This is a genomic window from Haladaptatus sp. HS23 (assembly GCF_056892285.1).
The window spans coordinates 846,488-870,978 of sequence record NZ_JBXGLH010000001.1; the positions used below are offsets into that span (position 1 = coordinate 846,488).

The window sequence follows — 24,491 nt, forward strand, 5'->3', positions numbered from 1 at the left end:
GCAGAGGAACCTATCGTCCTTAAACTCCCCGAGACTCCGCGCTCGGGGTATTCGGTTTTCGAAATCGAAGCGATTCGATTAGGCCGTCGATTCCGACGAACAACGCACGATTCTCCGGCACAACGACTCAATTACTATTCGCCCGGACGCCGACAGACGGGCCATGCGCGCACACGTGGGTATCCTTCTGATGATACTCTTGCTCGCCGTCGCGCCCGCGACGGCGGCGGCAGAACAGACACGTACCGGCGGGTCCATCGTCGTCGGGCAGGGAGAAACCGTCCGCGGCGGTCTCACCGCGACCGGCGGCACCGTCGTAATCCGCGGGACCGTGAACGGCGACTTGAACGCCTTCAGCGGAAACGTCCTCATCGCCCAAGGCGGTACCGTCAACGGCGACGTGTCGGCGTTCGCCGGAAACGTCCGAATCGAGGGAACCGTCACCGGGAACGTGGACGCACAGACCGGAAACCTCGTCATCGCTCGGTCGGCCACCGTCGGGCAGTCGCTCGAGGGGTCGTCCGGGTACACGCTCATCGCGGGGACCGTCGAGGGGAACGCCCGCGTGTCGACCGAGACGCTCACGCTCGCCGACACGGCGAACGTCGGCGGCAACCTCGTCTACGACGTCGGGACGTTCAACCGGGAGCAGGGCGCGACCGTCGGCGGGACGGTTCGACAAGACGAGTCACTGAACAGCGCCGGTCCGGCGTCCGTGCCGAGCGTACCCGGATGGGTCGGCGTGATTTACGGCTTCTTCGTGAACCTCCTGTTGGGCGTACTGCTGTTGGCGGTGTTCCCGACCTTTTCGGACGGCGTGGCGGACAAGGGACGGGACAACCCGCTGTTCTCCATCGGCGTCGGCGTGCTCCTGCTCATACTCGTTCCCATCGTTCTCATCGTCTTCGCCGTGACGCTCATCGGAATCCCCATCTCGATTATCGGGGCGCTCCTCTTCGCCGTCTTCCTCTGGGTCGCGGGCGTGTACGGGTCGTTCATCGTCGGCGTCTGGTTGCTCTCGCTCGCGGGAGAGGCCAGTCGCTGGCTCAGCCTGCTGCTCGGCGTGTTCGTCATCTCGGCTCTCGACCGGATTCCGATAGTCGGCGGCATCGTTCAGTTGGTCGTCCTCCTCTTGGGACTCGGCGCGCTGGCGATGGCGCTCCGGTCGCGGTACCGCGGACGGCGGAGTACGCCGGAGTACGCCGAAACGACGCGCAGGGAAACCGACGAGGAGACGCCAGCGGACTGAGATACTATTTCCGTCGCTTCGATACGCTGAAGGACCGAGAACGGTAAGGCACAGCAATGAACGTAACCGTCGAGGTGGTCGGCGAGGGGAGCCACGAGTTCGACGTGGAGGACCAAACCTACGCCGACTTGGTGTCGGAGGTGGGCTTGAGTCCACACGAGGTGTCCGTAATGGTTGACGGGCGGCCCGTGCCGGAGGACCAACCCGTCGACACGGACCACGTGAAAATCCTCCGGCTCATCAAGGGCGGATGACCGTTCGCCCCGCGACAGCGGCAGACCGCCTGACCGTGTTACGAATCGTGAACGGCGCGATGCTCGAAATCGACGCAGGCGAAGTCGAGGGAAGAATCGAGACGGGGAACGTGTTAGTGGTCGGAGAAGAAGGAAGACTGCTCGGTGCGGCGGTGCTGGACGGCGAAAATCAACCCACGCACATCGACGCAATCGCGGTGCGACGGGCGCGACGGGGGCAGGGAATCGGGAGCGAACTCGTCGCCGCCGCCGTCGAACGCGAGGGCGTGCTGACGGCCGATTTCGCGCCGAGAGTGCGGCCGTTCTACGAGTCGTTGGGATTCGACATCGAGGAGCGTGGAAAGGGAGATGGGGGAAAGACGAACGGGGAAACCGAAGGGGAAGGTCGGTTGTGGGGACGGTTCGAAAGCGAAGACTGATACCGCGAGTTCGCCAACGGCGACCATGGACGAGACGAAACGCCGCCGTCTCTCGCTCATCTGGATCGGATTCTCGCTGGCGATGGCCTACTACGCGCTCGCTGACGGATTCGACGGGGCGACGGGCGAGTTGTTGAGCCTGTTAGTGGCGGTTTTCGGCATCGGATTGGCCGCGCTGTACTACTTCAATCCCGGCGACGTGCTGTCGTTCGGTTGAGAGTGGTGCGAGTCGACAGGAATGGACGAACGTTTTCCAAAATACGGTTTCGAGAGCCGTTTTGCGGTTCCGAAAATCTAAATTATCGGTTCGACCAGTTCCGTCCCGGCGGCGAGCAGGTCAGCGACCCGCTCGTCGCTCTCGCCCTCGGCGTAGATTCGCATCTTCGGTTCGGTACCGCTCGGGCGGACGAGCAGCCACGACCCGTCGTCGAGGAGGATTTTGAAGCCGTCCTTCGTCACCACGTCGGCCACGTCGTGGCCCGCGACCTCGTCGGGCAGTTCGGCTTCGAGGTCGGAGAGAACGCGCTCCTTTTCCGCGTCCGGGCAGTCGAGGCTGGTCTTGCTCTGGTTAATCTCGCCGAACTCGGCGAGCAGGTCGTCCACCCGCTCGTCGAATGGGCGTTCGTCCGCGATTGCGGCGGCGAGGAGCGCCATGAGGACGCCGTCCTTCTCGCGGATGTGGCCGCGAATCGTGAACCCGCCGCTCTCCTCGCCGCCGACGAGGGCGTCGTGTTTCGCAATGGCCTGTGCGACCCACTTGAACCCGACCGGCGTTTCGTGAACCTCTTCGCCGTGTGCGTCGGCGATACGGTCGATGAGGAACGTGGTCGAGACGGTTCGAATCGCCGACCCCGACTCGTCTTCGAGGAGATATTCGTACAGTGCGGCGAAAAACAGGTTCTCGTCCAGGAAGCCGCGTTCCGGGGTGACGACCGCGATTCGGTCGGCGTCGCCGTCGTTCGCGATGCCGATGTCCGCATCGCCGTCCTCGACCGCCGAGATCAGTTCCTGAAGGTTCTCCTCGCTCGGTTCCGGCGACGACCCGCCGAACTCGGGGTCCCGCTCACAGCGGATACAGTCGACGGTCGCACCGGCCTGTTCGAGGAGTTCGTCGGTGACGCCGCGGCCGCTCCCGTGCATGGCGTCGTAGACGACCGAGAGGTCCTCGAAATCGGCGTCGACGAGGTCGAAGGCGTGGTCGGCGTACGGGGCGACGAGGTCTTCCTCACTGACCCGGCCGTGTTCCGATTCCGGCAGCGGGTCGGGTTCGGCGAGGCGGGCCATGATTTCGTCGGTTACTTCGGGGAGGGCGGGCGCACCGTCGGACGGGATGAACTTCACGCCGTTGTACTCGGGCGGGTTGTGCGAGGCGGTTATCATCAGTCCCCCCGCGAGGTCGCGGTCCACGAGCGTCCACGCGAGAATCGGCGTCGGCGTGTCACGCTCGGGGATGATGACGTCGAACCCGTTCGCGGCGAGGACGCGACAGAGGTCTTCCGCGAAACCGCGCGACGTTTCGCGAGCGTCGTAGCTGACTGCGACCGTCTCTCCCGCCCGGTCTTCGACTTCGCGGAGGTAGTCGGAAACCGCTTGGCCTACGATCTGCACCCGCGGCGACGTGAACTCGTCGAGGGTCGCTCGCCAGCCGTCGGTTCCGAACGAAATCGGGGTATCCATACATCGTTCGTCATCGTCGGGGTCGAAAAAACCACCGTGTGCGACTGTCGCACAGAAGATGGCAAAACACCAACCAAAGCGCGCTTTCGGGAACGGTGTGTAACCACAACCGACCCTTCAATCCATGATGTAACGACGGAATAGAAGGGTATCGTTTCCGTTCCACTGTTGGGAAAAGAGACTGTTCAGACGGGAGCAACGACGTCGGGGACGGAGCAAGCCCGTTAAACGTACTCGTCCCCAACGAGGTCAATAATGCAATCCAAGCCGACAGTCGTCGCGGTATGCGGTAGCATGCGCGACGGAAGTCACACACGAACAGCGTTGAAGCACGTCCTCGATGCCGCGGAAGAAGCGGGGGCCGAGACGGAACTCATCGACGTTCGGAAGTACGACCTCCCCATCTTCGACCCGGACGAGGAAGAACCGGAAGCGGCGGTGGAAATCAAACGGAAGATTCGGAACGCGGATTCGGTCATCCTCGGCAGTCCGGTCTACCACGGGTCGTACACGTCCGCCTTCCGCAACGTCCACGACTACTGTAGCTTCGACGAATTCGAGGACACCACCGTCGGCCTCCTCGCCGTCGCCGGCGGCGGGTCCTACGGAAGCACGCTCGACCACATGCGAATCACGGTTCGGGGCGTTCACGGATGGGTGCTCCCGCACCAGGTCGGTATTCGCAAGGCCTACGAGCAGTTCGAGGACGGCGAGTTCGTGGACGAGGATTTGGAGGAGCGGGTGCGAAAACTCGGGACGCAGGCGGTCAAGTACGCCTTCCTCGACCCCGACGTGACGTCGTCGGAAGCGAACGAATCCGAAGCGGAAGCGGCGGCGGACGACTGAAACCGGTCTCGAAAGCTCTCAGTCGATGAGGCGTTCCTTTTGCGCGCGCCGGAGCTGTTTGATCTCGTATTCGCGGGACATGGCGGCCGATTTCGAGTCGAATCGCTCGGTGTGGCACAGCGTAACGGGTGTTCTACCGCGGGTGTATTTCGCTCCGTCTCCCGCGTCGTGTTCGGCCACCCGGCGGGCAACGTCGGTCGTGTATCCGGTGTAAAAAGTGTCGTCACTGCATTCGACGACGTAGACCCAGTGTTCGGTCACACCTGACAGGCTTCGCGTGGTTCGTCTTTGTCCTGTCGGTTCCGCCCCTTCAGCCACAGTGGGCTATACTCATTGCGCACGCTCTCGTGCCACCTCGGCGATACCGGCGTTCGCCGAGCAGGCAGGGCAAGCGCGGATGTAACCGTATTCGTCAGCGAAGACGCGCGCAAATCGTTCGGAGACGTGCGCGCCACAGTGGTCACAGTTTGGCATGCTGTCAGCCGACGACTGCCTCGTCGGCATGCAGTTCTTCGGGGAGAATGCATAAATATGTTTTCCAAAATCCGACCCAAATTCGTGAATAGCTAAAATTTGTTTTGGGAAGCAAGAACAACCTGTTATACTGACACCGTTCGATGGCATATGAAAATATTCCTTTTGGGAATCCAAAAGCCAGTTTGGAACCCCTCGATTTCTACTGGAGAGTGACAGCGCTTCAGTGGTCGTCCCACGTCTTCTCGCCGGCGGGAATCAGCACGTCGAGCCAGTTCTCCTCGGGTGGGAGCGGACACGAGAACGTTTCGCTGTAGGCACAAAACGGGGAGTACGCGAGGTTGAAGTCCACGACGACTTCCTCGCCGTCGGTCAGGTCGCGGTCGGGATGAAGTTCGAGATAGCGCCCGTTCTCGTAGCTCTGCTGGCCCGTCGTCTTGTCCCGGAACGGAACGAACAGCGAGTCCTGGCCGTCCTGCTGGTACACCGCGAGCGAGGTTTCCTCGCCGTTCACCTCGAAGTGAAGCGTCACGGTTCGCAGGTAGCGCTGTGACGGCCCCGCCGTCGTTTCGAGTTCGACCGGTTCCGGGTCGTCGTGTGCCTCCACCGTCGCCGTCACGCGATACTTCGCGTCCGGGTCGAAGTACGACAGGCCGTCGAACTCCTCGCGTTCTCCCGGCGGGATAGGTGACTGCGGGTGACTGCCGAAGAAATCGTCCTTCTCCTCGCGGGTGGCGAGGAGTTCGTCGCGCCAGTCGGCCTCCGTGGTTTCGAAGTCGGTCATACCGTGGCGTACTTGCTCGCGGCGGGTAAACGCTCCGTCCTCGGTCGGGCACGCCGGGAACGGGAGGTAGGTACAAACGTCAAATCTCCACAAAGAATTTACCGGAGAGCACGAACCGGGGGGTACGTATGGGAAATCCACTCGGACTCCTCATCGCCCTCATCGGTATCGCACAGGTCGCAAAACCGTACGGATTCGCGCGATTTCAGGAACAGATGGACGCCATCGGAAGCAAACGACGCTCATCGGAAGTCGAACCGGCGGAATGGAAAGTACTGTGGACGCGGGTAATGGGCATCGTCCTCACCGTCATCGGGGTCGGCCTACTTCTCGGCTAAGGTCGTCGCGTCGCTATCCACGCACACCAATTCACCCCTTTTCCCGCTATCACTTTCGCCGCGTGCTCAGGTTTAAATACCGAGACGGGACCACCTCAGGTCAACAGCCCTAAGCAGGGGGGAGACAGAGACAGAATGATGCCGGACTGGCGGACGATATTCGGACACAACGCCCCATACGACGAGCAGCGGGACGGTATCGAGACGGCCATCGAAACCGCCCGCGACGACGGCTTCACGGTCATCGAAGGTGCCTGTGGGACTGGCAAGACCATGCTGGCGCTGACGGCGGGACTGGACCTCGTCCGCGACCCGGACAGCCAGTACGAGCGCGTGTTCGTCCTCACGAGCGTCAAACAGCAACTCCGCCAGTTCGAAACCGACCTGAAGACAATCAACGCGAACCTCCCCGACGACTGGAAGCCCATCTCCGCGATGACGCTCGTCGGGAAGGCCGACGTGTGCCCCTACAGCAGGGAGAACGCGGGGAACATCGACGATGGGAACGTCTACGACCGCTGTGAGGGACTCCGGGAACGAACCCGCGACCTGACCGGCGAGGGCGGAGCGGTGACGGCACAGAACCTCGCGTCCCAAGCCCGAAGTCAGCAGACGGGATTGGCCGATTCGGGCACGCAGCGAAGCGGCGCGTCCTTCCTCGAAACGGCGGACGAACCGACGCCGTACCCGCCCCACATGCCCGAGTACAGCGACGTGGAGTACTGTCCGTTCTACGCGCAGTTCTTGGACGACATGCCGGAGGACGGCGACCCCATCGAAGCCGTTCCATTCGATTTCGAGAGCATGGGCCTCATCGAACCCGCCGACCTCGTCGCCAACTCCGTCCAGTGGGGGACCTGCCCGCACTCGATGATGGGGGCGCTCCTCGGCCACGTCGAGGTCGTCGTGGGCAACTACTATCACGCCTTCGACCCGGTGACCACGGCGACGTTCACGGGCGCGCTCGTGGACGACTCCACGTTTCTCGTCTGCGACGAAGCGCACATGCTGGAACCGCGCGTCCGCGACCTCGTGAGCCAGTCCGTCGGCGATTCGACGCTCCGAGACGCCGAGTCCGAACTGACGCGCATCATCCAACCCGTCAAGTTCGACGACCGGGACTCGAAACAGACCACCGCCGACGCGGACTTGGTCCGGACGGAACTCGAAGACGCGAACGTCACGCTCCGCGAGTTGGAGGACACGCGGGACTTCATCCGCGATTTGCGCGACGAACTCGACCGGCGCGTGACGGCCCATCTGGAGCGCGAACATCGCGGCTGGAAGGCGAACCTCACCGACCTGCCGGACGAGGAGATACCGCTCCGCGACCCGACCGTCCCCCAACCGGACGAGATTTCGAAGTGGGCGGAAGACGCCGGATACGACGGCGGAACGTGGGCACGTGCGGAGGCGGTCGGGGCAATCGTCGCGCGAATCCTCAACGAGGCCGAGGAGGAGGACAGCGAACGCGCCGCGCTTCCGGCGGGCCGCGTCCTCGGCGAGTGGTATCGCAACGACCACGAGGAGTACTTCCGCGAAATCATTCTCGAACGGACGTGGAACGACCGCGAACCGAACGACTCGTGGCGGCGGGCCTACAACGTCCAACTCGCCATGCAGAACTGCGTCCCGAGCGACGCAATCGGCGAGCAACTCGGCGAGTTCGGCGGCGGTATCCTGATGAGCGCGACGCTGGAACCGCTCGAAATCTTCGAGGAGGTGTCCGGCCTCGGACATCTCGAAAACGACGGCAGGCCGGTCGTGGAGCGGACCTACGGCCTGAACTTCCCCGAATCGAACCGCGAGAGTTTCGCGGTGGACGCCCCGAAATTCACGTACGACAACCGGGGTGCGCCGGGCGAGGAAACGCGAGCGCGACAGGTGTACGCCGACGCGATTCGGGATGTGGCGCGCTCGCCGGGCAACGTCCTCGTCGGCATGCCGAACTATGCGGAAGCAACGTGGGCCGCGGAACACCTTCGGAGCGTCGTGGACAAACCGGTACTGTTGGACGAGAGTAGCGCGGACGAGGCGACGGAGGATTTGAAAGACGAGTTCTTCGGCGGCGAGGAGAAAGTACTCGTAACGAGCCTTCGCGGGACGCTGACGGAGGGCGTCGATTATCGCGGGGACCGACTCCGCGCGGCGGTCGTCTGTGGAGTCCCCATCATCAACACTGCGAGTCCGCGGACGCGTGCCGTGCGAACCGCCTACGAGCGGAAGTTCGGCGACGGGTTCACCTACGCGCTGACCGTCCCAGCGGTCAGGAAGGCCCGGCAGGCGCTCGGCAGGGTCATCCGTGGGTCGGACGAACGCGGGATTCGCGTGTTGGTCGACAGTCGCTACGCCCGCGAATCGTGGGACAGCGTTCGTGAGTTCTTCCCGGAGACGGAGCGCGAGGAGTTCCAACCGGTCAGTCCGGACATGCTCTCGTTCGGCTTGGAGCGGTTCTGGGACGGCGACTGAGCGAGAATAACGACCGTTTCGAGCGTATAAGTTCGAATTGTCGGCACGAACGGTGTGCGCGCTTTTTGCGTCGAGGAGGTGTTCCACGCCCGGAGGAACATATGACAGGAACACCCAAATCACAGCGCCGAACACTGCTGAAAGCGGCGGGTGCGCTGACTGGACTCGGCGTTCTCGGACGGTTGACGACTGCACAGGATACCACCGATTCGGGGACGTACACGACGGACAGGGTCGAAACGTCGAACGCATCGAGCACGACGGACCAGGCGAATCAGTCCGGTGGAAACGGGGGACAGGAAAATCAACGGAACATCATCCTCGGCGCGCGGGTCGGCCATTGGCTCGGATTGGCTCCCAAAGCCATCGAAGGGGGACGGAACCCGACGCTCGGATTCCTCCCCACCGAACGGTACAAAGTCACCTGGATAAATCTCGACGGAGAGGAACACGAGTTCCAGATAATCGGCCAGAAAAACGGCGAGAACGGACAGGTACTCTACCGAACCGGGTCGTCGTCGACGCAGGGGGAAACCCGGTCGTTCACCTTCAAACCGACCGACCGAATTCGACGGTACCGCTGCCGGTATCACCCCGAGAGCATGAACGGAAACATCGACAGGTCGGGGCAGTTCGGTGGTGGCGGAACGTTCACCGGAACCTCGGGTGGAACGGGAACGACGCAGGGGACGAACAACACCGGAACCTCGGGCGGAACGTACAATACCCGGACGACGGGGGGGACGTATAACGGAGGAACCACCAATAGGGGAACTACCGAGGGAACGTACGGAACGTACGATACCAATACCAGAGGAACGTACGACACCCGGACGACGGATACTACGAATAGATAACGCGAAACGGGAGACTTTCGATTTTTCGCAGTAGTTGTCGGTTTTAATTGTTTTTAAATGATTATTTTCGGCGAAGAACAGGGGCACGAGTCCGGTTACGTCGTGTCAGCTAAAATCAAGTGAAATGTAATTTAGTTCGCTTCTAAACGCTGAATTAGACGTTTATTCGACGTATAGTAATCACGTAGCCTCTTCTCTATTCCGTCACGCCGATGCGAATCGGTGCACGGGAGACGGACACAGGAGGCAAATAGAGTACATGAGCGCAGAAATATGAAACGAAAGAACAGCAGACGAACCTCTCTGAGCCTGCTCCTCACGGGGCTTCTCGTCGTCTCGACGATTACGCTCGGCGGGGCCGCACTGAGCTTCGCCAAATCGTCGCCGACGGTAACGGACGGCGATTGGACCGCCAATCGCGCAAACTCGGGACGAACAGGTGCAACGACCGGAACCGGGCCGAGCGGCCCGTACGCCGGTACGGACTGGTCGGTCACCCCCGACGGACGACCGAGCGGTGCCGTCGTCGAGGGTGACACGGTCTATCTCGGCGTCGAAACGTTCGACGAGTACAACCGGCGGAACGGAAAGGTCGTCGCCTACGACGCACAGACGGGGGAGGTTCGGTGGAACCGGACCGACCTCGGCGGTGTCGACGAGTCACCCGCGTTCGCCAACGGGACGGTGTACGTCACCGCCGACGGCGTGACCGACACCGACAACGTCCTGAACGAGAGCGGCACGCCCGGTCTGTTCGCGCTCGATGCGGATACCGGCGAGACGAAGTGGCGAAACAACGAGACGAAGACGTGGACGGGAACGCCCACGGTGGTCGGCGACACGGTGTACGCCCACAGCGGGACCACCATCTACGCCATCGACGCCGAAACGGGGCAGACGGCGGATAGCTTCGAACTCGACGCCGATGGCGACGAGTCGCCGAACGTGAGCGTGTACAACCGGATAGAGGACTACGCGGTCGTCGGCGACACCGCCTACCTGTCCGTCCGCAAGCGGACGATGACCCGAACGAAGGTCGACGGTGAGTGGGAGTACAACTCCACGTACTCCGGCGAACTCATCGCCCTGAACACGACCGATTGGTCGCGCGAGTGGACGAACGATGCCGATTCGAAGCCGTCCGGTCTGGCGGTCACGAACGGCGCTGTCTACTGGACCGTACAGCCGAGCGAGGTGTACTCGTTCGCGGCGGACGACGGTACCCAGCGTTGGCACGAGCAACTCGACAACGGCGTCGATGACAGCGAACCGGATACCGTCACCGCACCCGCAATCGCGGACGGACACGTGTACGTCGCCACCGACGACGACTACACGAACGACGAAAGCGACGGACAGGAAGTCGGAACGGTTCATTCCCTCGACGCGCAGGACGGACAGCAGCAGTGGCGCTTCGAAACCGCGATGGACGTCGATAGCGCGCCCACCGTCACCGCCGACACGGTGTACGTCGGTGGCGACTACCCGTCACAGTACGACGCCGAGGAGAACATCGACGGCAACCCGTCGGAAGGTACCGATTCCATCTACTCCTCGCAAACCGTGTACGCCCTGAACCGGAACGACGGTTCGGCGCGCTGGAGCTACGCGATGGGCGAGGACGGCGGCAACTACGCCGTCCGAGCCACCGTTCCCGCGAACGGCCACCTCTACGTCTGGACGCAGGACCAGTACGTGTATCCGCAGGATGGGCTGAACGACTTCTACGCGCTCAACGCGAGCGACGAGCGACCGGACGACCGTCACCGACTGGCCGACGACGAACCGCAGGCCAACGACGAAAAGCCGGTCGCACAGATCACGACTGCTCCAGAAGAGGCAGGAAGCATCACCTTCGGTTGGGGTGCACAGGTCACGCTGAACGCCTCGACGTCGGGCGACCGTGACGGCGAAATCGTCTCCACGAAGTGGGACATCGACGGCGATGGCTCCTACGAGCGTAGCGGCGAAACCGCCGACGTGACGACCGATTGGTGTGGCGAGCGCACCGTGACGCTCCGAGTGACGGACGACGACAGCAACACCGACACGACGACGGTGACGCTGACGACGGACTGTTCGCCCACCCGAACCGGACTAGCCGACGACGACTGGTCGCAGGTCCGCAACGACCCCGCCCGAACCGGTTCGACGGACAACGCCGGACCGAGCGGGCAGTACGCGGACGAAGTGTGGAACCGCGACGTGAGCGGTGCAAACGGCGCGGTCGTCCACGACGACACGGTGTACGTCGGGTCGAGGACGTACAGCGATTACAATCAGGAGAACGGCCAACTCGTCGCTTCCAACGCGACGACCGGCGGCCTCCTCTGGCAACGGACCGACCTCGGTGCCGTCTACGACGCACCCGTCGTCGTCGGCGATACCGTATTCGTCAGCGCCTCCGTGGCCGAAGAGCAGTATCGGAACGGCGAGGGCGGAACGGGCGGCCTGTTCGCCCTCGACGCGAAGACGGGCGAGACGAAGTGGCACCGGGACAGCGGTAGTGGACCGGTGTACGCCGACGGTCGCCTCTACGTCACGACGGACGATGGCGTCGAAGCGGTCGACCCCGACAGCGGGACGACCCTCTGGACGGCATCGAACGTGAGCGGTTCGTTGAGCGTCGCGGACGGAACCGTCTACGCGCTCGGTAGCGACGTGACGGCGTTAGATGCCGAAACGGGCAACGAGCAGTGGAGCGTCTCGTCTCCGGCCGATAGACGCGACGTTTCGGGATACGCCGTTTCGAACGACGTCGTCTACCTGACTGCCAATCCCGACACGGTGTACGCCCTGTCGGCCGACGACGGCAGCGTCCTGTGGACGAAGACCGCCGAACACAGCCTGTCGGACAGCAGCGTCGACCGCATCACCGCGCCAGCCGTCGATAACGGCACGGTGTACGTCGGCACGGACGACAATTACGACCGTGACGAACCGAAGAACAGCGAAGAGATGGGTGCCGTCCATGCCTACGACGCCCAGACCGGCGACGAGGTCTGGCGCTTCGAAACCGCCGCCGACATCCAAGGACCGCCCACCGTCGCGGACGGGCAGGTCTACGTCGGTGGCGAGTACGCGAGCCAAGACGCGTGGGAGAACGATTCCGGTTACGGATACGGAACGCACCCCTCGAAGCTCATCGGAACGGTGTATTCGAGCAGCGTCGTGTACTCGCTGGACGCGGACTCCGGCACGGAGAGTTGGAGTTACGCGGTCCCGCGGTACACGAACGACGAGATGGTCCGCGGACTCGCCGTCGCGAACGGCGACGTGTTCGCGTGGACCAGCGACGACGAGACGTACTCGCCCAGGGGCGAACTCTTCGTCCTCACCGCGAGCGACGAGATGCCGACCTCGGAAGAGCGGTTGGCGAACGACTCGCTCTACGAGCAGAACTCCGCGCCGAACGCAGTGATAACGACGCAACCGCCGAACGCCGAGGACACCGTGTTCGAGGGCGGCGAAACCGTCTCCCTCGACGCGTCGAACTCGACCGACGACGACGGTCACATCGTCTCATACGAATGGGACCTCGACGGTGACGGCGAGTTCGAGACGACGGGAACGACGGCGAACGTGACGGTGCCGAACTGCGCGAGCATCGAGGTTACGCTCCGCGTCACGGACGACCGCGGCGCGAGCGGAACGAGAACCGTCGAATTCCGCGCCGAGTAACGACTCAACAATCAGTCTTTTTTTACCGCTGTTCGACGAGTTCGGCCGTTCCGCCGTCGATGACGTGAACGTCTTCGGGGCCGAAGCCGACGCGAACCCGCTCGTCCTCCGGTGCCTCGGGAACGCGGAGCGTAACCGGTTTCCCGTCCCAGTCGAGGTGGACGCGAAACGCCTCGCCGAGGAACTCGACGTTCTCGACGGTCGCCGAAAACGAGTTCTCGCCGCCGTCCAGTCGGAGCGCTTCGGGGCGCACGCAGAACGTCACCGACTCCGCCGTCGAACCGGGAAGGAGGTACTCGTGGTCGCGGACGGCGACGCGGGACCCTCTCGTTTCGTGTGCACGAGTCTCGCCCGAGAAGACGTTGTTCTCGCCGACGAACTCCGCGACGAAGCGCGATTCCGGTCTGCGGTACACGTCCTCGGGACGACCGACCTGCTCGATTTTCCCGTCGTTCATGACGGCCACGCGGTCACTGATGGCGAGGGCTTCCTCTTGGTCGTGCGTGACGTACACCGTCGTGATTCCGAGTTCGGACTGGATTCGGGAAACTTGTGTTCGCAGGTCGTCACGGAGGCGGGCGTCCAGCGCGCTCATCGGTTCGTCCAACAGGAGGACGTCGGGACCGGGAGCGAGGGCGCGTGCGAGGGCGACCCGCTGTTGCTGGCCGCCGGACAACTCGTCCGGGTCGCGGTCCTCGAATCCGGCCAAGCCGACCAGTTCGAGGAGTTCGAGGACGCGCTCCTCGTCCGTCACCGAACCGGGTGGGTCGCGGAACCGGAGGCCGTAGCCGACGTTTTCCGCGACGGACATGTGCGGGAACAGCGCGTAGTTCTGGAACACGAGTCCGACGCCGCGGTCTTCCGGCGGGACGCCCGCCATCTCGCGGTCGGCGAATCGAACCGTACCGGCGGTGAGGTCCTCGAACCCGGCGACGGTTCGGAGCGTCGTCGTCTTCCCGCATCCCGAGGGACCGACGAGGGTGAAGAACTCGCCGTCGGCGACGTGAAACGACACGTCCTTCAAGGCTGTCAAGCCGTCGTACTCCTTGCGGACGCCGTCGAGGCGGAGTTCAACCACCCTCCCACCTCCCGCCGAGGCGGTCGATGACGACGAAACTGACGGCGGTGACGACGAGGAGGACGGTCCCCATCGCCGTCGCTGGCCCGAGGGTTTGCTTGCCGAGGAAGCGTTCGACTGCGACCGGCATCGTGTAACTGCTACTGCCGGTGGCAAGAATAACTGTCGAGTCGAACTCGCCGATGCTGATGGCGAAGGCGAAGGCGGCCCCGGCGGCGAGTCCGACCGCCACCAGCGGCAGTTCGATATCGACCAACGTACGGACGCGGGTCGCGCCGAGCGCCCGTGCCGACTCGACGGTTCGTCGGTCGATTCTGGCGAGCATGGGCGAGACGTTGCGCGTGACGAACGGATAGGCCGCGACGGCGTGCGCGGCGACGATTGCCACCGCTCCGCCGACCTGTATTCTGGTTCCCGAGATAGGAATTCCGAAGACGAGTCCGCGGAGCATCCCCAAGCCGACCATGACGCCGCTCACGGCGAGCGGGGCCATCGCCACGGCCTCCACGAGTCTGCTCTTCCCTGCCCGCGTCAGCACCGAGATGACGACGCCCATCGGGAGCGCGACGAGGAGGGTTCCGACGCCGAAAATCAACGAGTTCCGAACTGCGACGCCGGGTTTCGTCTGGAACGACGCGCCGGACACCTGCCGCGTGACGAGGAACTCGTAGTAGCGCAGGGTGAACCCGGACGGGCCGGTGACGCTTTCGAGGACGGTGCTGACGAGCGGTCCGAGAAAGAGGACGATGACGACGAGAAGGTAGGCCGCGACTCCGGCGCGTTCGAGCGTTCCGGCGAGGGTGCCGTCACCCGAAAAGAGACGTTTGCGAGAGAGGGGCCTGCTGGCACGCGAGACGGCGCTTTGCCGGGCCTCGTATCGGAGATATCCGTAGGTCAAGGCGAGCGACAGGGTTGTTTCGAGGACGGCGAGGACCGCCGCCTCGGAGTAGTCGAGTCGCTGGACGAGCGCGTACACCCACACCTCGACGGTCTGGAACTGGAATCCGCCCAGCGCGAGCACGATGGGGAACGACATGAACGTGAAGATGAACGTGAGGAGCGCACCCGTGAGAACCGCGGGGAGGAGTTGCGGGACGAGCACGTCGCGGAACGCTCGAAACCGACCAGCGCCGAGGCTTCGAGCGGTTTCGACTTCTCGCGCGTCGACGCTCTCCCACGCCGCGTTCGTCACGCGGGCGACGAGCGGCGCGTTGTAGAAAGCGTGGGCGACGACGATCGCCGGGAGGTTGTAGAGCAGCGAGTATGGGCCAAGGCCGACGACCCCGACCACGTCGTTGAACAGACCGTTCTGGCCGAACATCGCCACGAACCCGATGGCGACGAGGATGGACGGCATGACGAACGGGAGGATGGTCAGCGATCGGACCGTGCGCCGACCGGGGAACTCGTAGCGGGTGAGGATGTACGCACCCGGCAGACCGAGAGCGACGCTGGCAATCGTCGAAAGCAGGGCCTGATACGCCGTGAAGCCGAAGATGTCGAAAATGTAAAACCGGTCGGTGAGTACGTCGCGGAAGGCGTTCAGGCCACCCGCGTCGGCGAAAACGATTGCGACGGGGTAGTAGAACAGGACGCCGAGCAGGGCGCTGGTGACGATGCCGAGGAGGGCGAGCGAGTGTCGTTCGAGCCAGCGCCCGGGTTTCATCTACTTGCTCGCAATCTGACGCGCCCACTCATCAACCCATCCCTCCACGTTGCCCTTGAGTTGGTCGTAGGAGTAGGTAACGGGTTGCTCGGGTGCTTTGGCGTACTTCTCGAACTCCGCGCCCGGTTCTGCCCAGTCCGTCGACGGGAACGAGACGTTGAGCGTCGGAATCTTCGACTGGGCCTTCTTCGAGAGCATGAAGTTGAGGAAGGCGTCGGCGAGTTTCGAGTTGTCCGTGCCCGCGAACTTCGCCATCCCTTCGGGGTTGGCATAGCCCTGTCCGTTCAGGAAGCCGACTTGGTGTTTCTTCAGGTTCGTCCCTTCGCGGTGGGCGTACACCTGATCGGTGGAGTAGGAGACGACGATGGGTCGCTCGCCGTTCGAGAAGGCGGTGTAGGCGGCGTCCCACGACCCGAGAATCTGCACGTCGTTGTTCGAGAGTCGCTTCCAGTAGTCGAGGTAGTTCTTCTCGCCCATCTGGTGAATCGTCCAGAGGAGGAATGCCCGTCCCGTCGCGGCCTGCTGGGCGTTTTCGGTCAACAGTGTCCCCTCGAACTTCGGTTTCGTCAGCGCGTCGAACGTGCCGGGGTCATCGACCTTCGTTTCGTCGTAGACGAGGCTGACGTAGCCCGTATCGTACGGAACGGCCCGTTTCTCCGGGTCGAACGTCAGTCCCTCCTTGACGTGGCCGTAGTTCGAGAGGGAGTCCGCGATGGGCGCGAACAACTGCTTGCCGCCGAGTTTGTCGTCGATGGTGATGAGTTGGTCCACGTTCAACCCGACGTACACGTCCGCGTCGATGCCGACGCCCTGTGCCTTCCGCTGGATGTAGTAGTTGACCTCGTTTTCGGGCGTTTGCCACTGCAGGGTGGCTTTCGGGTACTCCTTCTCGAACTCCTTTTTCAACCATGCGCCGGGAGACGAACTCGGTGCGTCGACGAGCGCGCTGTACGTTGCGACGTTCAGCGTGCCGCTCAGTTCGGTTTGCGCCGTCGTCTTCGCGGCGGGACCGCCGGTCGTAGTCGAATCGGGACTCCCGGAGTCTTCGGAGTTCCCCGAACAACCGGCGAGACCGGCAACCGCCGTCGCGCCCACCGAAAGGAAGGTTCGTCGTTTCATTACTCGGTGGTTGTAGTCGGTGATACTTAACGGCCGTGATGTGTGGGGAACACAGAAATCGTCGAAACGATGAGAACGAGCGAAATTCCAAATAAATCAGATGATGCTATACGAAATCGGAATCGGTCTCCTCTCTGAAGCGTTCGGAGTGGCCGCTATCCCCTACTCGCCACGGACACTTCGAGAAGGTCTAAATTGGCACTGAAATACGTGGCATCGTCGCTGAACCGGAACCGAGTCCCCGTCGGGAGATACTGGCGGGAGAACAGAAAGACGAAGATGGGCGTCTCGTAGAACTCGTAGGTGATGACGTAGCCGTTGTACTCGTCAGGTTGTGAAATCACCTGGACGTCGTCGGACGGTTCGTCGAGGATGGTCACCGTGATGGATGCCGGCAGTTGGGAGACGATTCGAAACGGGACGTTCGGATAGAAATCACGGGTGAACACCAGTACGGTTCCGGACGGTCGAGCGGCGACCAGCGAGCGGACGGAGGCGTCGAACTCGGTGAAAATGCTCTCCGATGGCGGCGTCTCCGTATTGAATGCGTCTCTCATGTATTCGTTCGAGGTATCGAAATCGGTCGTGGCGTCCGTAACTCTACTGTCGACATCGGTGTTTCGACGGCCGAAAAATGGGTGCGGAATCGCGTCGTTGTTACCCCCCAATACAGTCGAACCGATCAGCTTCTGAGGTTGGTGCTCAGCAGGTTGAGTTCGCTGCTGAAGATGGACCCATCCTCGCTGAACCGCCGCGTGTCGCCCTGGCTCAGTGACTGGCCACCTTGTTTGAACATGAACGTGGTGATCGAACCCTGCCCACCACCGCCATCGCCACCGAGGAGATAGCGGATGATGTAGCCGTCGTAGTCGTCCGGCTGGCTGATCTCCGGCACGTTGCCGCCACCGGGTCGTTCGAGGAGGCGGACTGTCGTCGCCGCTTCCAACGAGTTCACGACCCGGAACTGCACGTTCGGGTGGTAGTCGTAGGTGTAAACCAGCACGTTGCTGGACTGCGCCGCCGCGGTGCCGGCACTGCCTAATCCCAACGCGAGTGCGCCCGTCGCGAGCGCACCTTTCTTCATGAACGAGCGACGTTCATTCGATTCGACATTTTCTGCGTCTTGTTGTTCTCTTTCAGTCATCCTTTTCCCCCCTCCCGGGGTGACAGGCTATAGGCCGGAACCGAAGATAAATGGCCGCGACTGTTTCGGCGGCCAATGGAAAACTATCGCCGTTAGGGTCAGACGTGCAATCTCTGCTCACCGCACGGGCGTAAGCGATACCGAAGGGTAGTGGCCGTTACAGCGGCTTCCACGGCCGTTACCGAGGAGGGAACGGCCGATCACTTTACTCCGTTCCGGGCTTCTTTTGACGGGTTGCTCGACATGAACGGCGAAAAGTGGCGGAAGAAATACTCCTTCGAAAACAGACTACTCCCGTTCGAGTTCACCGTCGTTCGCGGTCCACTCGGTGAGGCTCCCCTCGTAAAAGCCGAGGTCGTCGTAGCCGAGCGAGGTGAGAACGATGTAGGTGTGACTGATTCGTCGGGCGGTATTACAGTAGAGGACGACGTGTTTGTCGGGGGTAACGCCGTTCGATTCGAGGATTTCCCGGAGTTCGTCGGGGGATTTGACGCCGCGCGTCTCGTCGTCCACGAGGTCGAGCCAATCGACGTTGACCGCACCGGGGAGGTGGCCCTCGGCGAACTCCTCGGGGTCGCGGGTGTCGACCAACACGGTGTCCGGGTCGTCTATCGCGTCTTCGACGTCCTCGCGCCCGACGAGTGGAGTGCTGTCCGGCTTACGGGTCGAATAGGAAACCGCGTCGGGGGACGGTGTGTCGGTCGTCGTCTCGTGGTCGCGTTGCCACGAACTGAAGTCGCCGTCGAGGAGATGGAGGCGTTCGTGACCGTACAGTTCCGCGGTAACGAGAAATCGCGCCGCGAACACACCGTGCATGTCGTCGTAGGCGACGATGGTATCCTCCTCGTCGATGCCGGCGTTCCCGAGGAGTCCCTCCCACGTCTCGACGCCGGGGAGCATTCCGGCGTCGTCCGCGTCGGACGACCGGAACGTGTCGAACGGGATGTTGACCGCACCGGGGAGGTGGCCGATTCCGTCGTACTCCCACGCGTCGCGGACGTCCACGACCCGTACCTCGTCCAGTCGTTCGGCGAGCCAATCGGCCGAAACGACGACGTTCTCGTGCATTGGTGCCCGATAGCGATTCCAGCGTCTTAGCCATCCGGGTTCCGTCGAATCCGGCGTGCGACTGGAGCTACCGGAATATGTTGCCGGTTTTTGGTGGATGTGCCCGGTCGGTCGGCCACTCGTGACGGGGAACCGGACGATTCGCCACCGTTTTGCGGAGATTCTTGCCGGGAAGCTCGACAGAAGGCGGAACCTTCCGGCAGTAACAAGAATATAACCCGAGCGTAGAAAGAAGAACGTGCATGAGCGACAGTGACTACGCTAAGGACGTTCTCGTCAGCGCGGAGTGGGTCGAAGACCACCTCGACGAGTTCCAGAGCGACGAATCGGACTATCGACTCGTAGAGGTCGACGTGGACACGGAAGCCTACGACGACGCCCACGCGCCGGGTGCAGTCGGCTTCAACTGGGAGACGCAACTCCAGGACCAGACCACGCGTGACATCCTCGAAAAGGACGACTTCGAGGACCTGCTCGGCAGCCACGGCATCGGCGAGGACACCACCGTCGTTCTGTACGGTGACAACTCCAACTGGTTCGCCGCCTACACGTACTGGCAGTTCAAGTACTACGGCCACGAGAACGTGAAACTCCTCGACGGCGGACGCGACTATTGGCTCGACAACGACTACCCGACGACGGACGAGGAACCGTCGTACCCCGAAGTCGAGTACGACGCCCGTGGCCCGTTCGAGGGCATTCGTGCCTACCGCGACGACGTGGAGAAGGCCATCGACCGCGGCGTTCCGCTCGTGGACGTCCGCTCGCCCGAGGAGTACAGTGGCGAAATCCTCGCGCCCCCTGGACTGCAGGAGACGGCCCAGCGCGGCGGCCACGTCCCCGGTGCATCGAACATCTCGTGGGCGGCCACGGTGAACGACGACGGGACGTTCAAGACGGCCGACGAACTCCGTGACCTGTACGAGAGCGAGGGCGTCACGAACGACCAAGAGGTCGTCGCCTACTGCCGTATCGGCGAGCGCTCGTCCATCGCGTGGTTCGCACTGTCGGAACTCCTCGGCTACGACAACGTCGTCAACTACGACGGGTCGTGGACCGAATGGGGCAACCTCGTGGACGCGCCTATCGAGACCGGAAACTAACCCCGGCGACGGAAACACCGACGCCAGTTTTCTTCGAAGGAGTCCGTCCCGCTACAGTGACATCCCCATCAGTCCGGAGATACTCATCGCTCCGGAGTGCTATTGAGAACAACTAGCAGGGATTATTGAGAGCGGGTCGAATCTCAATAGTATGGCGTCGTCGGGACGCCCAACGAGGACACAATGACCGGCCATTTCCATACCGTCGACAGACCGTCCGAACCGGAACAGAACGTCGCCGCCTCCCAGTCCTTCGAACTGTCGTCCGTCGTGGTCGAGTACGACGGGGAACCGAACAGATGTACGATTTACCCGGCGGAAGCCACCCGCCTCGAACGCATGGCGAGCTGGATAACCGCCGACGCGGACGCCTTCGTCCCGTTGGACGAGATGTCCTGACGGCCGCTTTCAATCTCGATTCACCGAACCGATGTTTTCCGCCGTCGGTGATTACAAGCCGGATGGCTTCGTACCGTGGCGCATGGATACGGAGGACTTTCTCGAAGCCGTTCGCAAAGAAAACGAAACCGCCCTCTCCCGTCTCGGCTCCTCGAAATCGCTCTACGCCGCGACCGGCGGCGAGATGGACGCCGACGAGGTGTTCCGCGCCGCCGCGGATTCGGAACACGCCGCCGCACGGACGTTCGAGGGATGGGCCGACGACGAGGACGATTCGGACGCGAGCGAGTTGTTCGCGGACATCGCGGAGGTCGAGAACGGCCACTACGAACGGGTTTCCGGGAAGGTGGACGACCACGAAATGGGGGACGTTCCCGCGCTCCACGAGTACCTCCGCGGACTGGACGACACCATTGCACGCCTCGGCGGATTCGTCGGGCGCACGCTGGCGAGCGAGAAGTCCAAAGAGCAGATGACTGGCTTCTTCACGGGGCAGGCCGACCCCAAGACGGCCCAGTTGTTCCGCGACCTGAAGGGCGACCTCGGCGACCAGTTGGACGACGCGCTCGCGCTCCTCGGCGAGCGCTGTGATTCGGACGAAGAATGGGAAACCGCAAAAGAGGCGGCCGTAGGAGCGATCACCGCCGCCTACGACGAATACACCGAATCGTTGGAGTCGATGGGCGTCAACCCGAAACCGGTCTGCTGAACGTTTTTCAAACGCCGCTGACCGTTTCGCGGTGGGCTTTCACGTGGTCGTAGGCGCTCTCGATGCGTCCTGCGGTTTCCTCGTCCACGTCGCCTTTGAGTTCCGAAAGGGCGTGCATGATTCGGTCGAGTCGGCCGTGGTCCGGGCCGTGGTCGGCCTCCGCGAGCGAGTGAAGCGTGTCGGCCTGCGATTCGAGTCGTTCTTTTACCTCGCCGGAGGTGTCCGCGCTGGCCTGTTTCAGTTCCTCTGCCGCGTGAACTAATTGTTCGCGTGTCATGGCCGGGGGTACGCGACCGAGGGGGATAGTGCTATTGGGAGGTGCAAAAAACGACGGTTGATGACGGGTGCGGCGATGTGGACGGAAGGATACGGACGGCGACATCCGAAAGCCGACTACCACTGGTGAGTAGTCGTCGAGGAACCCGATGTTCTCCCGTTCGAAGACTGACTCGGGCGAAAGGCGTACGAGGGGAACCGAATCCCATCCTCGGAATGTGGGAAACCACATCCGGATGAGCATAGCGAGGAAACGAGCCTGTAACTATGGGTTCGAACGTACAGTTTATTTAACGGGAAGGTCACGCGCCGACGGGCTAGGAACCTTTTTGCGGGGCGCGCCGATTGCCACGAACATGAAAACGACGGGTGGCAGCGACGAGGCGAAACGGAACGCGGGTGAGAGCGCGGCGAGCAGGGTCGAAGACGGAATGGTGGTCGGACTTGGAACGGGAAGCACGACGGCCCACGCGATTCGGGCGCTCGGTCGGATGGTCGATTCGGGACTCGATATCAGCGGCGTTCCGACGTCCTTCCAGTCGCGGCAACTAGCACGGGAATCGGGGGTTCCGCTCGCGGACCTCGATTCGGTGTCGGGAATCGACGTCGCCATCGACGGCGCGGACCAGTTCGCGGACGGCGACCTGATAAAGGGCGGTGGCGCGGCGCACGCACGGGAGAAAATCGTGGACGGCGCGGCGGACCGGTTCCTCGTCGTGGTGGACCCGAGCAAGGCCGCCGAGCGACTAGACCGTCCGGTTCCGGTGGAAGTGCTGCCCGCCGCACGGACGGCAGTAGCGGGCGATATTCGTCGTTTGGGCGGCGAAGCGGTTCTACGCGAAGCGGAGCGAAAGGACGGACCGGTCGTAACCGACAACGGCAACCTCGTCCTCGACTGTGCGTTCGGGGAGATAAGCGCGCCCGCGGACCTCGCTTCGGCCCTCTCCGCGGTTCCGGGTGTGGTCGAACACGGACTGTTCGTCGGGATGGCCGACGAGGTACACGTCGGCCACGAGGACGGCGTCGAAGTGAGACGGCCGTAGAACGCCGGCGCTCTCCTCGTCAAGCCGTGTCGGTTCACTGAACTGGTACTACGAGGAACGCCGTCGCTGGGCGGCGAAATAAATGAATGAAGGGTGTTCCGTTTTTACAGGTCGCGCGGCTGGACCGTCTTTCGGTCGTTCTCTTCTGCGCGTCGTGCAGCGTCCTCGAGGAGTTCCTCGACTTCGACGTCAAGTGCGTCGTAGAAGTCCGAGGCAACGTTTTTGTCGTCGAGCGCTTCTTTCACAGCCGCTTTGACAATAAGGTCTGCCATACAGGATTGACGTTCCGTAGCCCGCTTAATAAAGCTTCCCAAATTATGCGGTCAACAGCCACGAGTAGAAGAATGTGACCTACTCTGTCGGGCGCGCCAAAAGCTTTAAGTGGAGTAAAGTCGAGAGGCCGCAGACGATAGACCGGAGTAGGAGGGCCACAGAGTGGTGAATATGCGCGAACTACTAGAATCGGTGGCGAACGGGGAAACCAGCGTCGCCGAAGCGGAAGCGATGTTGTCTGGATACGCAACGAACGAGGCCGGGCGGTTCGACGCCGCCCGCGAGCGGCGTCGTGGCGTCCCGGAGGCGATACTCGCCGACGGAAAGACGCCGGGCGAAGTCGCGGAACTCGCGACCACGGCCGTCGAAACCGCGGGCAGAGCGGTGGTCACGCGGACCGACGACGACCACGTCGAAGCGGTACAGCGGCGACTCGACGGGGACCACCCGGACGCGAAGGTCCGAGTCCGAACCCGAGCGAACGTCCTCGTCGCCCATGCCGAAACCTTCGAACCGCCCGAGGTGAACGCGACGGTCGGCATCGTCAGTGCGGGGACGAGCGACGCGATTCCCGCCGGGGAGGCCGCGGTCATCGCATCGGAGATGGGCGCGACCGTCGAGGAGCTACACGACGTGGGCGTCGCGTCATTGGTCCGCGTGCTGGACGAGGTGGACGCCCTCCGCTCGGCGGACGCCCTCGTCGTCGCCGCCGGACGCGAGGGCGCGCTTCCGACGGTCATTGCCGGTCTCGTGGACACGCCCGTCATCGGCCTGCCGGTGTCGAACGGCTACGGGCACGCGAGCGGCGGCGAGGCCGCACTCTCGGGAATGTTGCAGTCGTGTACCGTCCTCTCGGTCGTGAACATCGACGCGGGGTTCGTGGCGGGCGGACAAGCCGGTCTGATAGCGCGCGCCGTCGGTGCGGCGCGGGAGGAGAAGGCGGAAAAGTAGACTAGGGTCGATGTTCAGGCGGACCGCGTTCTGTTGTCTCGACGTTGACGACGAACGCTAACCACCGTGAGCGGGAGGAGAATCACGAGCAAGACCGCCAACCCAGCGGTGGCGAACTCCAGTTCGAAGAACTCCGTGACGGCGAGGTACGCCCAGAAGAACGCGTACCCGACCCCCGTAACGAGGGAGATTCGGGGTGCACCTTGGACATACCTACCGTAGAGCATGACGAGTTGCGCGACGAAGCTAAACGCCGCGAAGCCGACGAGGAAGGAATTCATCGCTCGCACAATGGGATTCACTTCGCATAGTTGTTAGTGTTCCAATGTTCTCCGAAGAAGAAATAGTCGGGGTTCGTCGGGGGTCGGAGTTCTCCGGGATGAGATTCGAGAGTCATTGAACTGTAGCATCGGGACGACAGTCACTAGGGAACACGACCGCACCGCGTGCGGACGGGCGGCCGGAACCGCACGGCCGCCCGTCCTCGGGTCCCCATACCTCCCCGGGCGCTCAAGCGAGGTTGCGAGGCAACCTCGCTCTCGCCGCGCGTCCTGTTGGTTGTGCGGCCTGCTGGTTGTCGGGAGACTGACGAGCGAAACCGAAATCAAAAATAG

At 62.9% G+C, this 24,491-nt stretch carries 27 protein-coding genes; 14 read left to right on the forward strand and 13 right to left on the reverse strand.

Annotated elements, in window-relative coordinates; all coding sequences use genetic code 11:
* Positions 1–163: 163 nt before the first annotated feature.
* The 4 genes from AC1XDK_RS04650 to AC1XDK_RS04665 are packed head-to-tail and all read left to right on the forward strand — an operon-like array spanning position 164 to position 2,139.
* Entirely contained in the window at positions 164–1,249 is a 1,086-nt protein-coding gene (locus tag AC1XDK_RS04650; protein ID WP_483348593.1) for a DUF8173 domain-containing protein, read from the forward strand.
* A gap of 56 nt (positions 1,250–1,305) precedes the next feature.
* On the forward strand, positions 1,306–1,503 hold the full coding sequence (samp2, locus tag AC1XDK_RS04655) for a ubiquitin-like small modifier protein SAMP2 (RefSeq protein WP_483348594.1): 198 nt from the start codon (positions 1,306–1,308) through the stop codon (positions 1,501–1,503).
* Positions 1,500–1,922, forward strand: a complete 423-nt coding sequence (locus AC1XDK_RS04660) for a GNAT family N-acetyltransferase (RefSeq protein WP_483348595.1) — start codon at positions 1,500–1,502, stop codon at positions 1,920–1,922. The genes samp2 and AC1XDK_RS04660 overlap by 4 nt, the downstream gene beginning before the upstream one ends.
* 25 nt (positions 1,923–1,947) lie before the next feature.
* Positions 1,948–2,139 (forward strand): hypothetical protein, encoded by a 192-nt coding sequence (locus tag AC1XDK_RS04665; RefSeq protein WP_483348596.1) that lies wholly within the window; start codon positions 1,948–1,950, stop codon positions 2,137–2,139.
* A gap of 77 nt (positions 2,140–2,216) precedes the next feature.
* Here AC1XDK_RS04665 and AC1XDK_RS04670 read toward each other — a convergent pair whose 3' ends face one another.
* The gene (locus AC1XDK_RS04670; RefSeq protein WP_483348597.1) at positions 2,217–3,599 is read right to left on the reverse strand and encodes a phosphoglucomutase/phosphomannomutase family protein; all 1,383 of its coding nucleotides are present in this window, start codon (positions 3,597–3,599) and stop codon (positions 2,217–2,219) included.
* 255 nt (positions 3,600–3,854) lie between these two features.
* On the opposite strand from AC1XDK_RS04670, the gene AC1XDK_RS04675 reads away from it, so the two are divergent.
* Positions 3,855–4,445, forward strand: a complete 591-nt coding sequence (locus AC1XDK_RS04675; RefSeq protein ID WP_483348598.1) for an NADPH-dependent FMN reductase — start codon at positions 3,855–3,857, stop codon at positions 4,443–4,445.
* A gap of 18 nt (positions 4,446–4,463) precedes the next feature.
* Here the strand turns inward: AC1XDK_RS04675 and AC1XDK_RS04680 are convergent, their stop codons facing one another.
* The 3 genes from AC1XDK_RS04680 to AC1XDK_RS04690 all read right to left on the reverse strand — a co-directional run bounded on the left by AC1XDK_RS04680 (position 4,464) and on the right by AC1XDK_RS04690 (position 5,703).
* On the reverse strand, positions 4,464–4,706 hold the full coding sequence (locus AC1XDK_RS04680; protein ID WP_483348599.1) for a GIY-YIG nuclease family protein: 243 nt from the start codon (positions 4,704–4,706) through the stop codon (positions 4,464–4,466).
* Positions 4,707–4,775: 69 nt separating this feature from the next.
* Complete coding sequence (locus AC1XDK_RS04685; protein ID WP_483348915.1) at positions 4,776–4,919, reverse strand: DUF7563 family protein; 144 nt, start codon at positions 4,917–4,919, stop codon at positions 4,776–4,778.
* Positions 4,920–5,142: 223 nt separating this feature from the next.
* Positions 5,143–5,703 carry a DUF1684 domain-containing protein gene (locus AC1XDK_RS04690; RefSeq protein WP_483348600.1) on the reverse strand — a complete coding sequence of 187 codons (561 nt, stop codon included), beginning with the start codon at positions 5,701–5,703 and terminating at the stop codon, positions 5,143–5,145.
* A gap of 128 nt (positions 5,704–5,831) precedes the next feature.
* Between AC1XDK_RS04690 and AC1XDK_RS04695 the strand changes: the two genes are divergently transcribed.
* The 4 genes from AC1XDK_RS04695 to AC1XDK_RS04710 all read left to right on the forward strand — a co-directional run bounded on the left by AC1XDK_RS04695 (position 5,832) and on the right by AC1XDK_RS04710 (position 13,048).
* Positions 5,832–6,041 carry a DUF6199 family natural product biosynthesis protein gene (locus AC1XDK_RS04695; RefSeq protein ID WP_483348602.1) on the forward strand — a complete coding sequence of 70 codons (210 nt, stop codon included), beginning with the start codon at positions 5,832–5,834 and terminating at the stop codon, positions 6,039–6,041.
* Positions 6,042–6,179: 138 nt separating this feature from the next.
* The gene (locus AC1XDK_RS04700; protein ID WP_483348916.1) at positions 6,180–8,510 is read left to right on the forward strand and encodes an ATP-dependent DNA helicase; all 2,331 of its coding nucleotides are present in this window, start codon (positions 6,180–6,182) and stop codon (positions 8,508–8,510) included.
* A 101-nt stretch (positions 8,511–8,611) separates the two neighbouring features.
* The gene (locus AC1XDK_RS04705) at positions 8,612–9,367 is read left to right on the forward strand and encodes a hypothetical protein (RefSeq protein ID WP_483348603.1); all 756 of its coding nucleotides are present in this window, start codon (positions 8,612–8,614) and stop codon (positions 9,365–9,367) included.
* Positions 9,368–9,640: 273 nt separating this feature from the next.
* Positions 9,641–13,048 carry an outer membrane protein assembly factor BamB family protein gene (locus tag AC1XDK_RS04710; protein ID WP_483348604.1) on the forward strand — a complete coding sequence of 1,136 codons (3,408 nt, stop codon included), beginning with the start codon at positions 9,641–9,643 and terminating at the stop codon, positions 13,046–13,048.
* A 22-nt stretch (positions 13,049–13,070) separates the two neighbouring features.
* Here AC1XDK_RS04710 and AC1XDK_RS04715 read toward each other — a convergent pair whose 3' ends face one another.
* The 6 genes from AC1XDK_RS04715 to AC1XDK_RS04740 form a co-directional block, all read right to left on the reverse strand.
* Positions 13,071–14,126, reverse strand: coding sequence for an ABC transporter ATP-binding protein (locus AC1XDK_RS04715; RefSeq protein ID WP_483348605.1), 1,056 nt, complete (start codon positions 14,124–14,126; stop codon positions 13,071–13,073).
* Positions 14,119–15,792: an ABC transporter permease gene (locus AC1XDK_RS04720; protein WP_483348607.1), complete on the reverse strand. Its 1,674-nt coding sequence runs from the start codon at positions 15,790–15,792 to the stop codon at positions 14,119–14,121. The genes AC1XDK_RS04715 and AC1XDK_RS04720 overlap by 8 nt, the downstream gene beginning before the upstream one ends.
* Positions 15,793–16,911: a thiamine ABC transporter substrate-binding protein gene (locus tag AC1XDK_RS04725; protein ID WP_483348608.1), complete on the reverse strand. Its 1,119-nt coding sequence runs from the start codon at positions 16,909–16,911 to the stop codon at positions 15,793–15,795. It lies immediately after the preceding gene.
* 155 nt (positions 16,912–17,066) lie between these two features.
* Positions 17,067–17,468 carry a hypothetical protein gene (locus AC1XDK_RS04730; RefSeq protein WP_483348609.1) on the reverse strand — a complete coding sequence of 134 codons (402 nt, stop codon included), beginning with the start codon at positions 17,466–17,468 and terminating at the stop codon, positions 17,067–17,069.
* Positions 17,469–17,593: 125 nt separating this feature from the next.
* Positions 17,594–18,055 carry a twin-arginine translocation signal domain-containing protein gene (locus tag AC1XDK_RS04735; RefSeq protein ID WP_483348610.1) on the reverse strand — a complete coding sequence of 154 codons (462 nt, stop codon included), beginning with the start codon at positions 18,053–18,055 and terminating at the stop codon, positions 17,594–17,596.
* Positions 18,056–18,343: 288 nt separating this feature from the next.
* Positions 18,344–19,123 carry a sulfurtransferase gene (locus AC1XDK_RS04740; protein WP_483348611.1) on the reverse strand — a complete coding sequence of 260 codons (780 nt, stop codon included), beginning with the start codon at positions 19,121–19,123 and terminating at the stop codon, positions 18,344–18,346.
* A 242-nt stretch (positions 19,124–19,365) separates the two neighbouring features.
* Between AC1XDK_RS04740 and AC1XDK_RS04745 the strand changes: the two genes are divergently transcribed.
* The 3 genes from AC1XDK_RS04745 to AC1XDK_RS04755 all read left to right on the forward strand — a co-directional run bounded on the left by AC1XDK_RS04745 (position 19,366) and on the right by AC1XDK_RS04755 (position 21,334).
* Positions 19,366–20,226 carry a sulfurtransferase gene (locus tag AC1XDK_RS04745; protein ID WP_483348612.1) on the forward strand — a complete coding sequence of 287 codons (861 nt, stop codon included), beginning with the start codon at positions 19,366–19,368 and terminating at the stop codon, positions 20,224–20,226.
* 183 nt (positions 20,227–20,409) lie between these two features.
* On the forward strand, positions 20,410–20,625 hold the full coding sequence (locus tag AC1XDK_RS04750) for a DUF7511 domain-containing protein (RefSeq protein WP_483348613.1): 216 nt from the start codon (positions 20,410–20,412) through the stop codon (positions 20,623–20,625).
* A gap of 82 nt (positions 20,626–20,707) precedes the next feature.
* The gene (locus tag AC1XDK_RS04755; RefSeq protein ID WP_483348614.1) at positions 20,708–21,334 is read left to right on the forward strand and encodes a rubrerythrin family protein; all 627 of its coding nucleotides are present in this window, start codon (positions 20,708–20,710) and stop codon (positions 21,332–21,334) included.
* A gap of 7 nt (positions 21,335–21,341) precedes the next feature.
* Here AC1XDK_RS04755 and AC1XDK_RS04760 read toward each other — a convergent pair whose 3' ends face one another.
* Complete coding sequence (locus AC1XDK_RS04760; RefSeq protein ID WP_483348615.1) at positions 21,342–21,611, reverse strand: DUF7553 family protein; 270 nt, start codon at positions 21,609–21,611, stop codon at positions 21,342–21,344.
* 355 nt (positions 21,612–21,966) lie between these two features.
* Here AC1XDK_RS04760 and rpiA point away from each other — a divergent pair, with 355 nt between their 5' ends.
* Positions 21,967–22,653, forward strand: coding sequence for a ribose-5-phosphate isomerase RpiA (rpiA, locus tag AC1XDK_RS04765; protein ID WP_483348616.1), 687 nt, complete (start codon positions 21,967–21,969; stop codon positions 22,651–22,653).
* A gap of 104 nt (positions 22,654–22,757) precedes the next feature.
* On the opposite strand, the gene AC1XDK_RS04770 is transcribed toward rpiA, so the two are convergent.
* Positions 22,758–22,925, reverse strand: coding sequence for a DUF1931 family protein (locus tag AC1XDK_RS04770; protein ID WP_018128851.1), 168 nt, complete (start codon positions 22,923–22,925; stop codon positions 22,758–22,760).
* 172 nt (positions 22,926–23,097) lie between these two features.
* Here AC1XDK_RS04770 and larB point away from each other — a divergent pair, with 172 nt between their 5' ends.
* Positions 23,098–23,877 carry a nickel pincer cofactor biosynthesis protein LarB gene (gene larB / locus AC1XDK_RS04775; protein WP_483348617.1) on the forward strand — a complete coding sequence of 260 codons (780 nt, stop codon included), beginning with the start codon at positions 23,098–23,100 and terminating at the stop codon, positions 23,875–23,877.
* A gap of 14 nt (positions 23,878–23,891) precedes the next feature.
* Here the strand turns inward: larB and AC1XDK_RS04780 are convergent, their stop codons facing one another.
* On the reverse strand, positions 23,892–24,158 hold the full coding sequence (locus tag AC1XDK_RS04780) for a hypothetical protein (protein ID WP_483348619.1): 267 nt from the start codon (positions 24,156–24,158) through the stop codon (positions 23,892–23,894).
* Between the last annotated feature and the right edge of the window lie 333 nt (positions 24,159–24,491).

Excerpts from the sequence above, each read along its gene's own strand:
- AC1XDK_RS04750 (WP_483348613.1), top strand. The coding sequence starts at position 20,410 with ATGACCGGCCATTTCCATACCGTCGACAGACCGTCCGAACCGGAACAG.
- samp2 (WP_483348594.1), top strand. The coding sequence starts at position 1,306 with ATGAACGTAACCGTCGAGGTGGTCGGCGAGGGGAGCCACGAGTTCGAC.
- AC1XDK_RS04735 (WP_483348610.1), bottom strand. The coding sequence starts at position 18,055 with ATGACTGAAAGAGAACAACAAGACGCAGAAAATGTCGAATCGAATGAA.
- AC1XDK_RS04730 (WP_483348609.1), bottom strand. The coding sequence starts at position 17,468 with ATGAGAGACGCATTCAATACGGAGACGCCGCCATCGGAGAGCATTTTC.
- AC1XDK_RS04725 (WP_483348608.1), bottom strand. The coding sequence starts at position 16,911 with ATGAAACGACGAACCTTCCTTTCGGTGGGCGCGACGGCGGTTGCCGGT.
- AC1XDK_RS04710 (WP_483348604.1), top strand. The coding sequence starts at position 9,641 with ATGAAACGAAAGAACAGCAGACGAACCTCTCTGAGCCTGCTCCTCACG.
- AC1XDK_RS04780 (WP_483348619.1), bottom strand. The coding sequence starts at position 24,158 with ATGAATTCCTTCCTCGTCGGCTTCGCGGCGTTTAGCTTCGTCGCGCAA.
- AC1XDK_RS04670 (WP_483348597.1), bottom strand. The coding sequence starts at position 3,599 with ATGGATACCCCGATTTCGTTCGGAACCGACGGCTGGCGAGCGACCCTC.
- AC1XDK_RS04745 (WP_483348612.1), top strand. The coding sequence starts at position 19,366 with ATGAGCGACAGTGACTACGCTAAGGACGTTCTCGTCAGCGCGGAGTGG.
- AC1XDK_RS04720 (WP_483348607.1), bottom strand. The coding sequence starts at position 15,792 with ATGAAACCCGGGCGCTGGCTCGAACGACACTCGCTCGCCCTCCTCGGC.
- rpiA (WP_483348616.1), top strand. The coding sequence starts at position 21,967 with ATGAAAACGACGGGTGGCAGCGACGAGGCGAAACGGAACGCGGGTGAG.
- AC1XDK_RS04650 (WP_483348593.1), top strand. The coding sequence starts at position 164 with ATGCGCGCACACGTGGGTATCCTTCTGATGATACTCTTGCTCGCCGTC.
- AC1XDK_RS04760 (WP_483348615.1), bottom strand. The coding sequence starts at position 21,611 with ATGACACGCGAACAATTAGTTCACGCGGCAGAGGAACTGAAACAGGCC.
- AC1XDK_RS04770 (WP_018128851.1), bottom strand. The coding sequence starts at position 22,925 with ATGGCAGACCTTATTGTCAAAGCGGCTGTGAAAGAAGCGCTCGACGAC.
- AC1XDK_RS04690 (WP_483348600.1), bottom strand. The coding sequence starts at position 5,703 with ATGACCGACTTCGAAACCACGGAGGCCGACTGGCGCGACGAACTCCTC.
- AC1XDK_RS04685 (WP_483348915.1), bottom strand. The coding sequence starts at position 4,919 with ATGCCAAACTGTGACCACTGTGGCGCGCACGTCTCCGAACGATTTGCG.
- AC1XDK_RS04665 (WP_483348596.1), top strand. The coding sequence starts at position 1,948 with ATGGACGAGACGAAACGCCGCCGTCTCTCGCTCATCTGGATCGGATTC.
- AC1XDK_RS04700 (WP_483348916.1), top strand. The coding sequence starts at position 6,180 with ATGCCGGACTGGCGGACGATATTCGGACACAACGCCCCATACGACGAG.
- AC1XDK_RS04660 (WP_483348595.1), top strand. The coding sequence starts at position 1,500 with ATGACCGTTCGCCCCGCGACAGCGGCAGACCGCCTGACCGTGTTACGA.
- larB (WP_483348617.1), top strand. The coding sequence starts at position 23,098 with ATGCGCGAACTACTAGAATCGGTGGCGAACGGGGAAACCAGCGTCGCC.
- AC1XDK_RS04705 (WP_483348603.1), top strand. The coding sequence starts at position 8,612 with ATGACAGGAACACCCAAATCACAGCGCCGAACACTGCTGAAAGCGGCG.
- AC1XDK_RS04675 (WP_483348598.1), top strand. The coding sequence starts at position 3,855 with ATGCAATCCAAGCCGACAGTCGTCGCGGTATGCGGTAGCATGCGCGAC.
- AC1XDK_RS04740 (WP_483348611.1), bottom strand. The coding sequence starts at position 19,123 with ATGCACGAGAACGTCGTCGTTTCGGCCGATTGGCTCGCCGAACGACTG.
- AC1XDK_RS04755 (WP_483348614.1), top strand. The coding sequence starts at position 20,708 with ATGGATACGGAGGACTTTCTCGAAGCCGTTCGCAAAGAAAACGAAACC.
- AC1XDK_RS04695 (WP_483348602.1), top strand. The coding sequence starts at position 5,832 with ATGGGAAATCCACTCGGACTCCTCATCGCCCTCATCGGTATCGCACAG.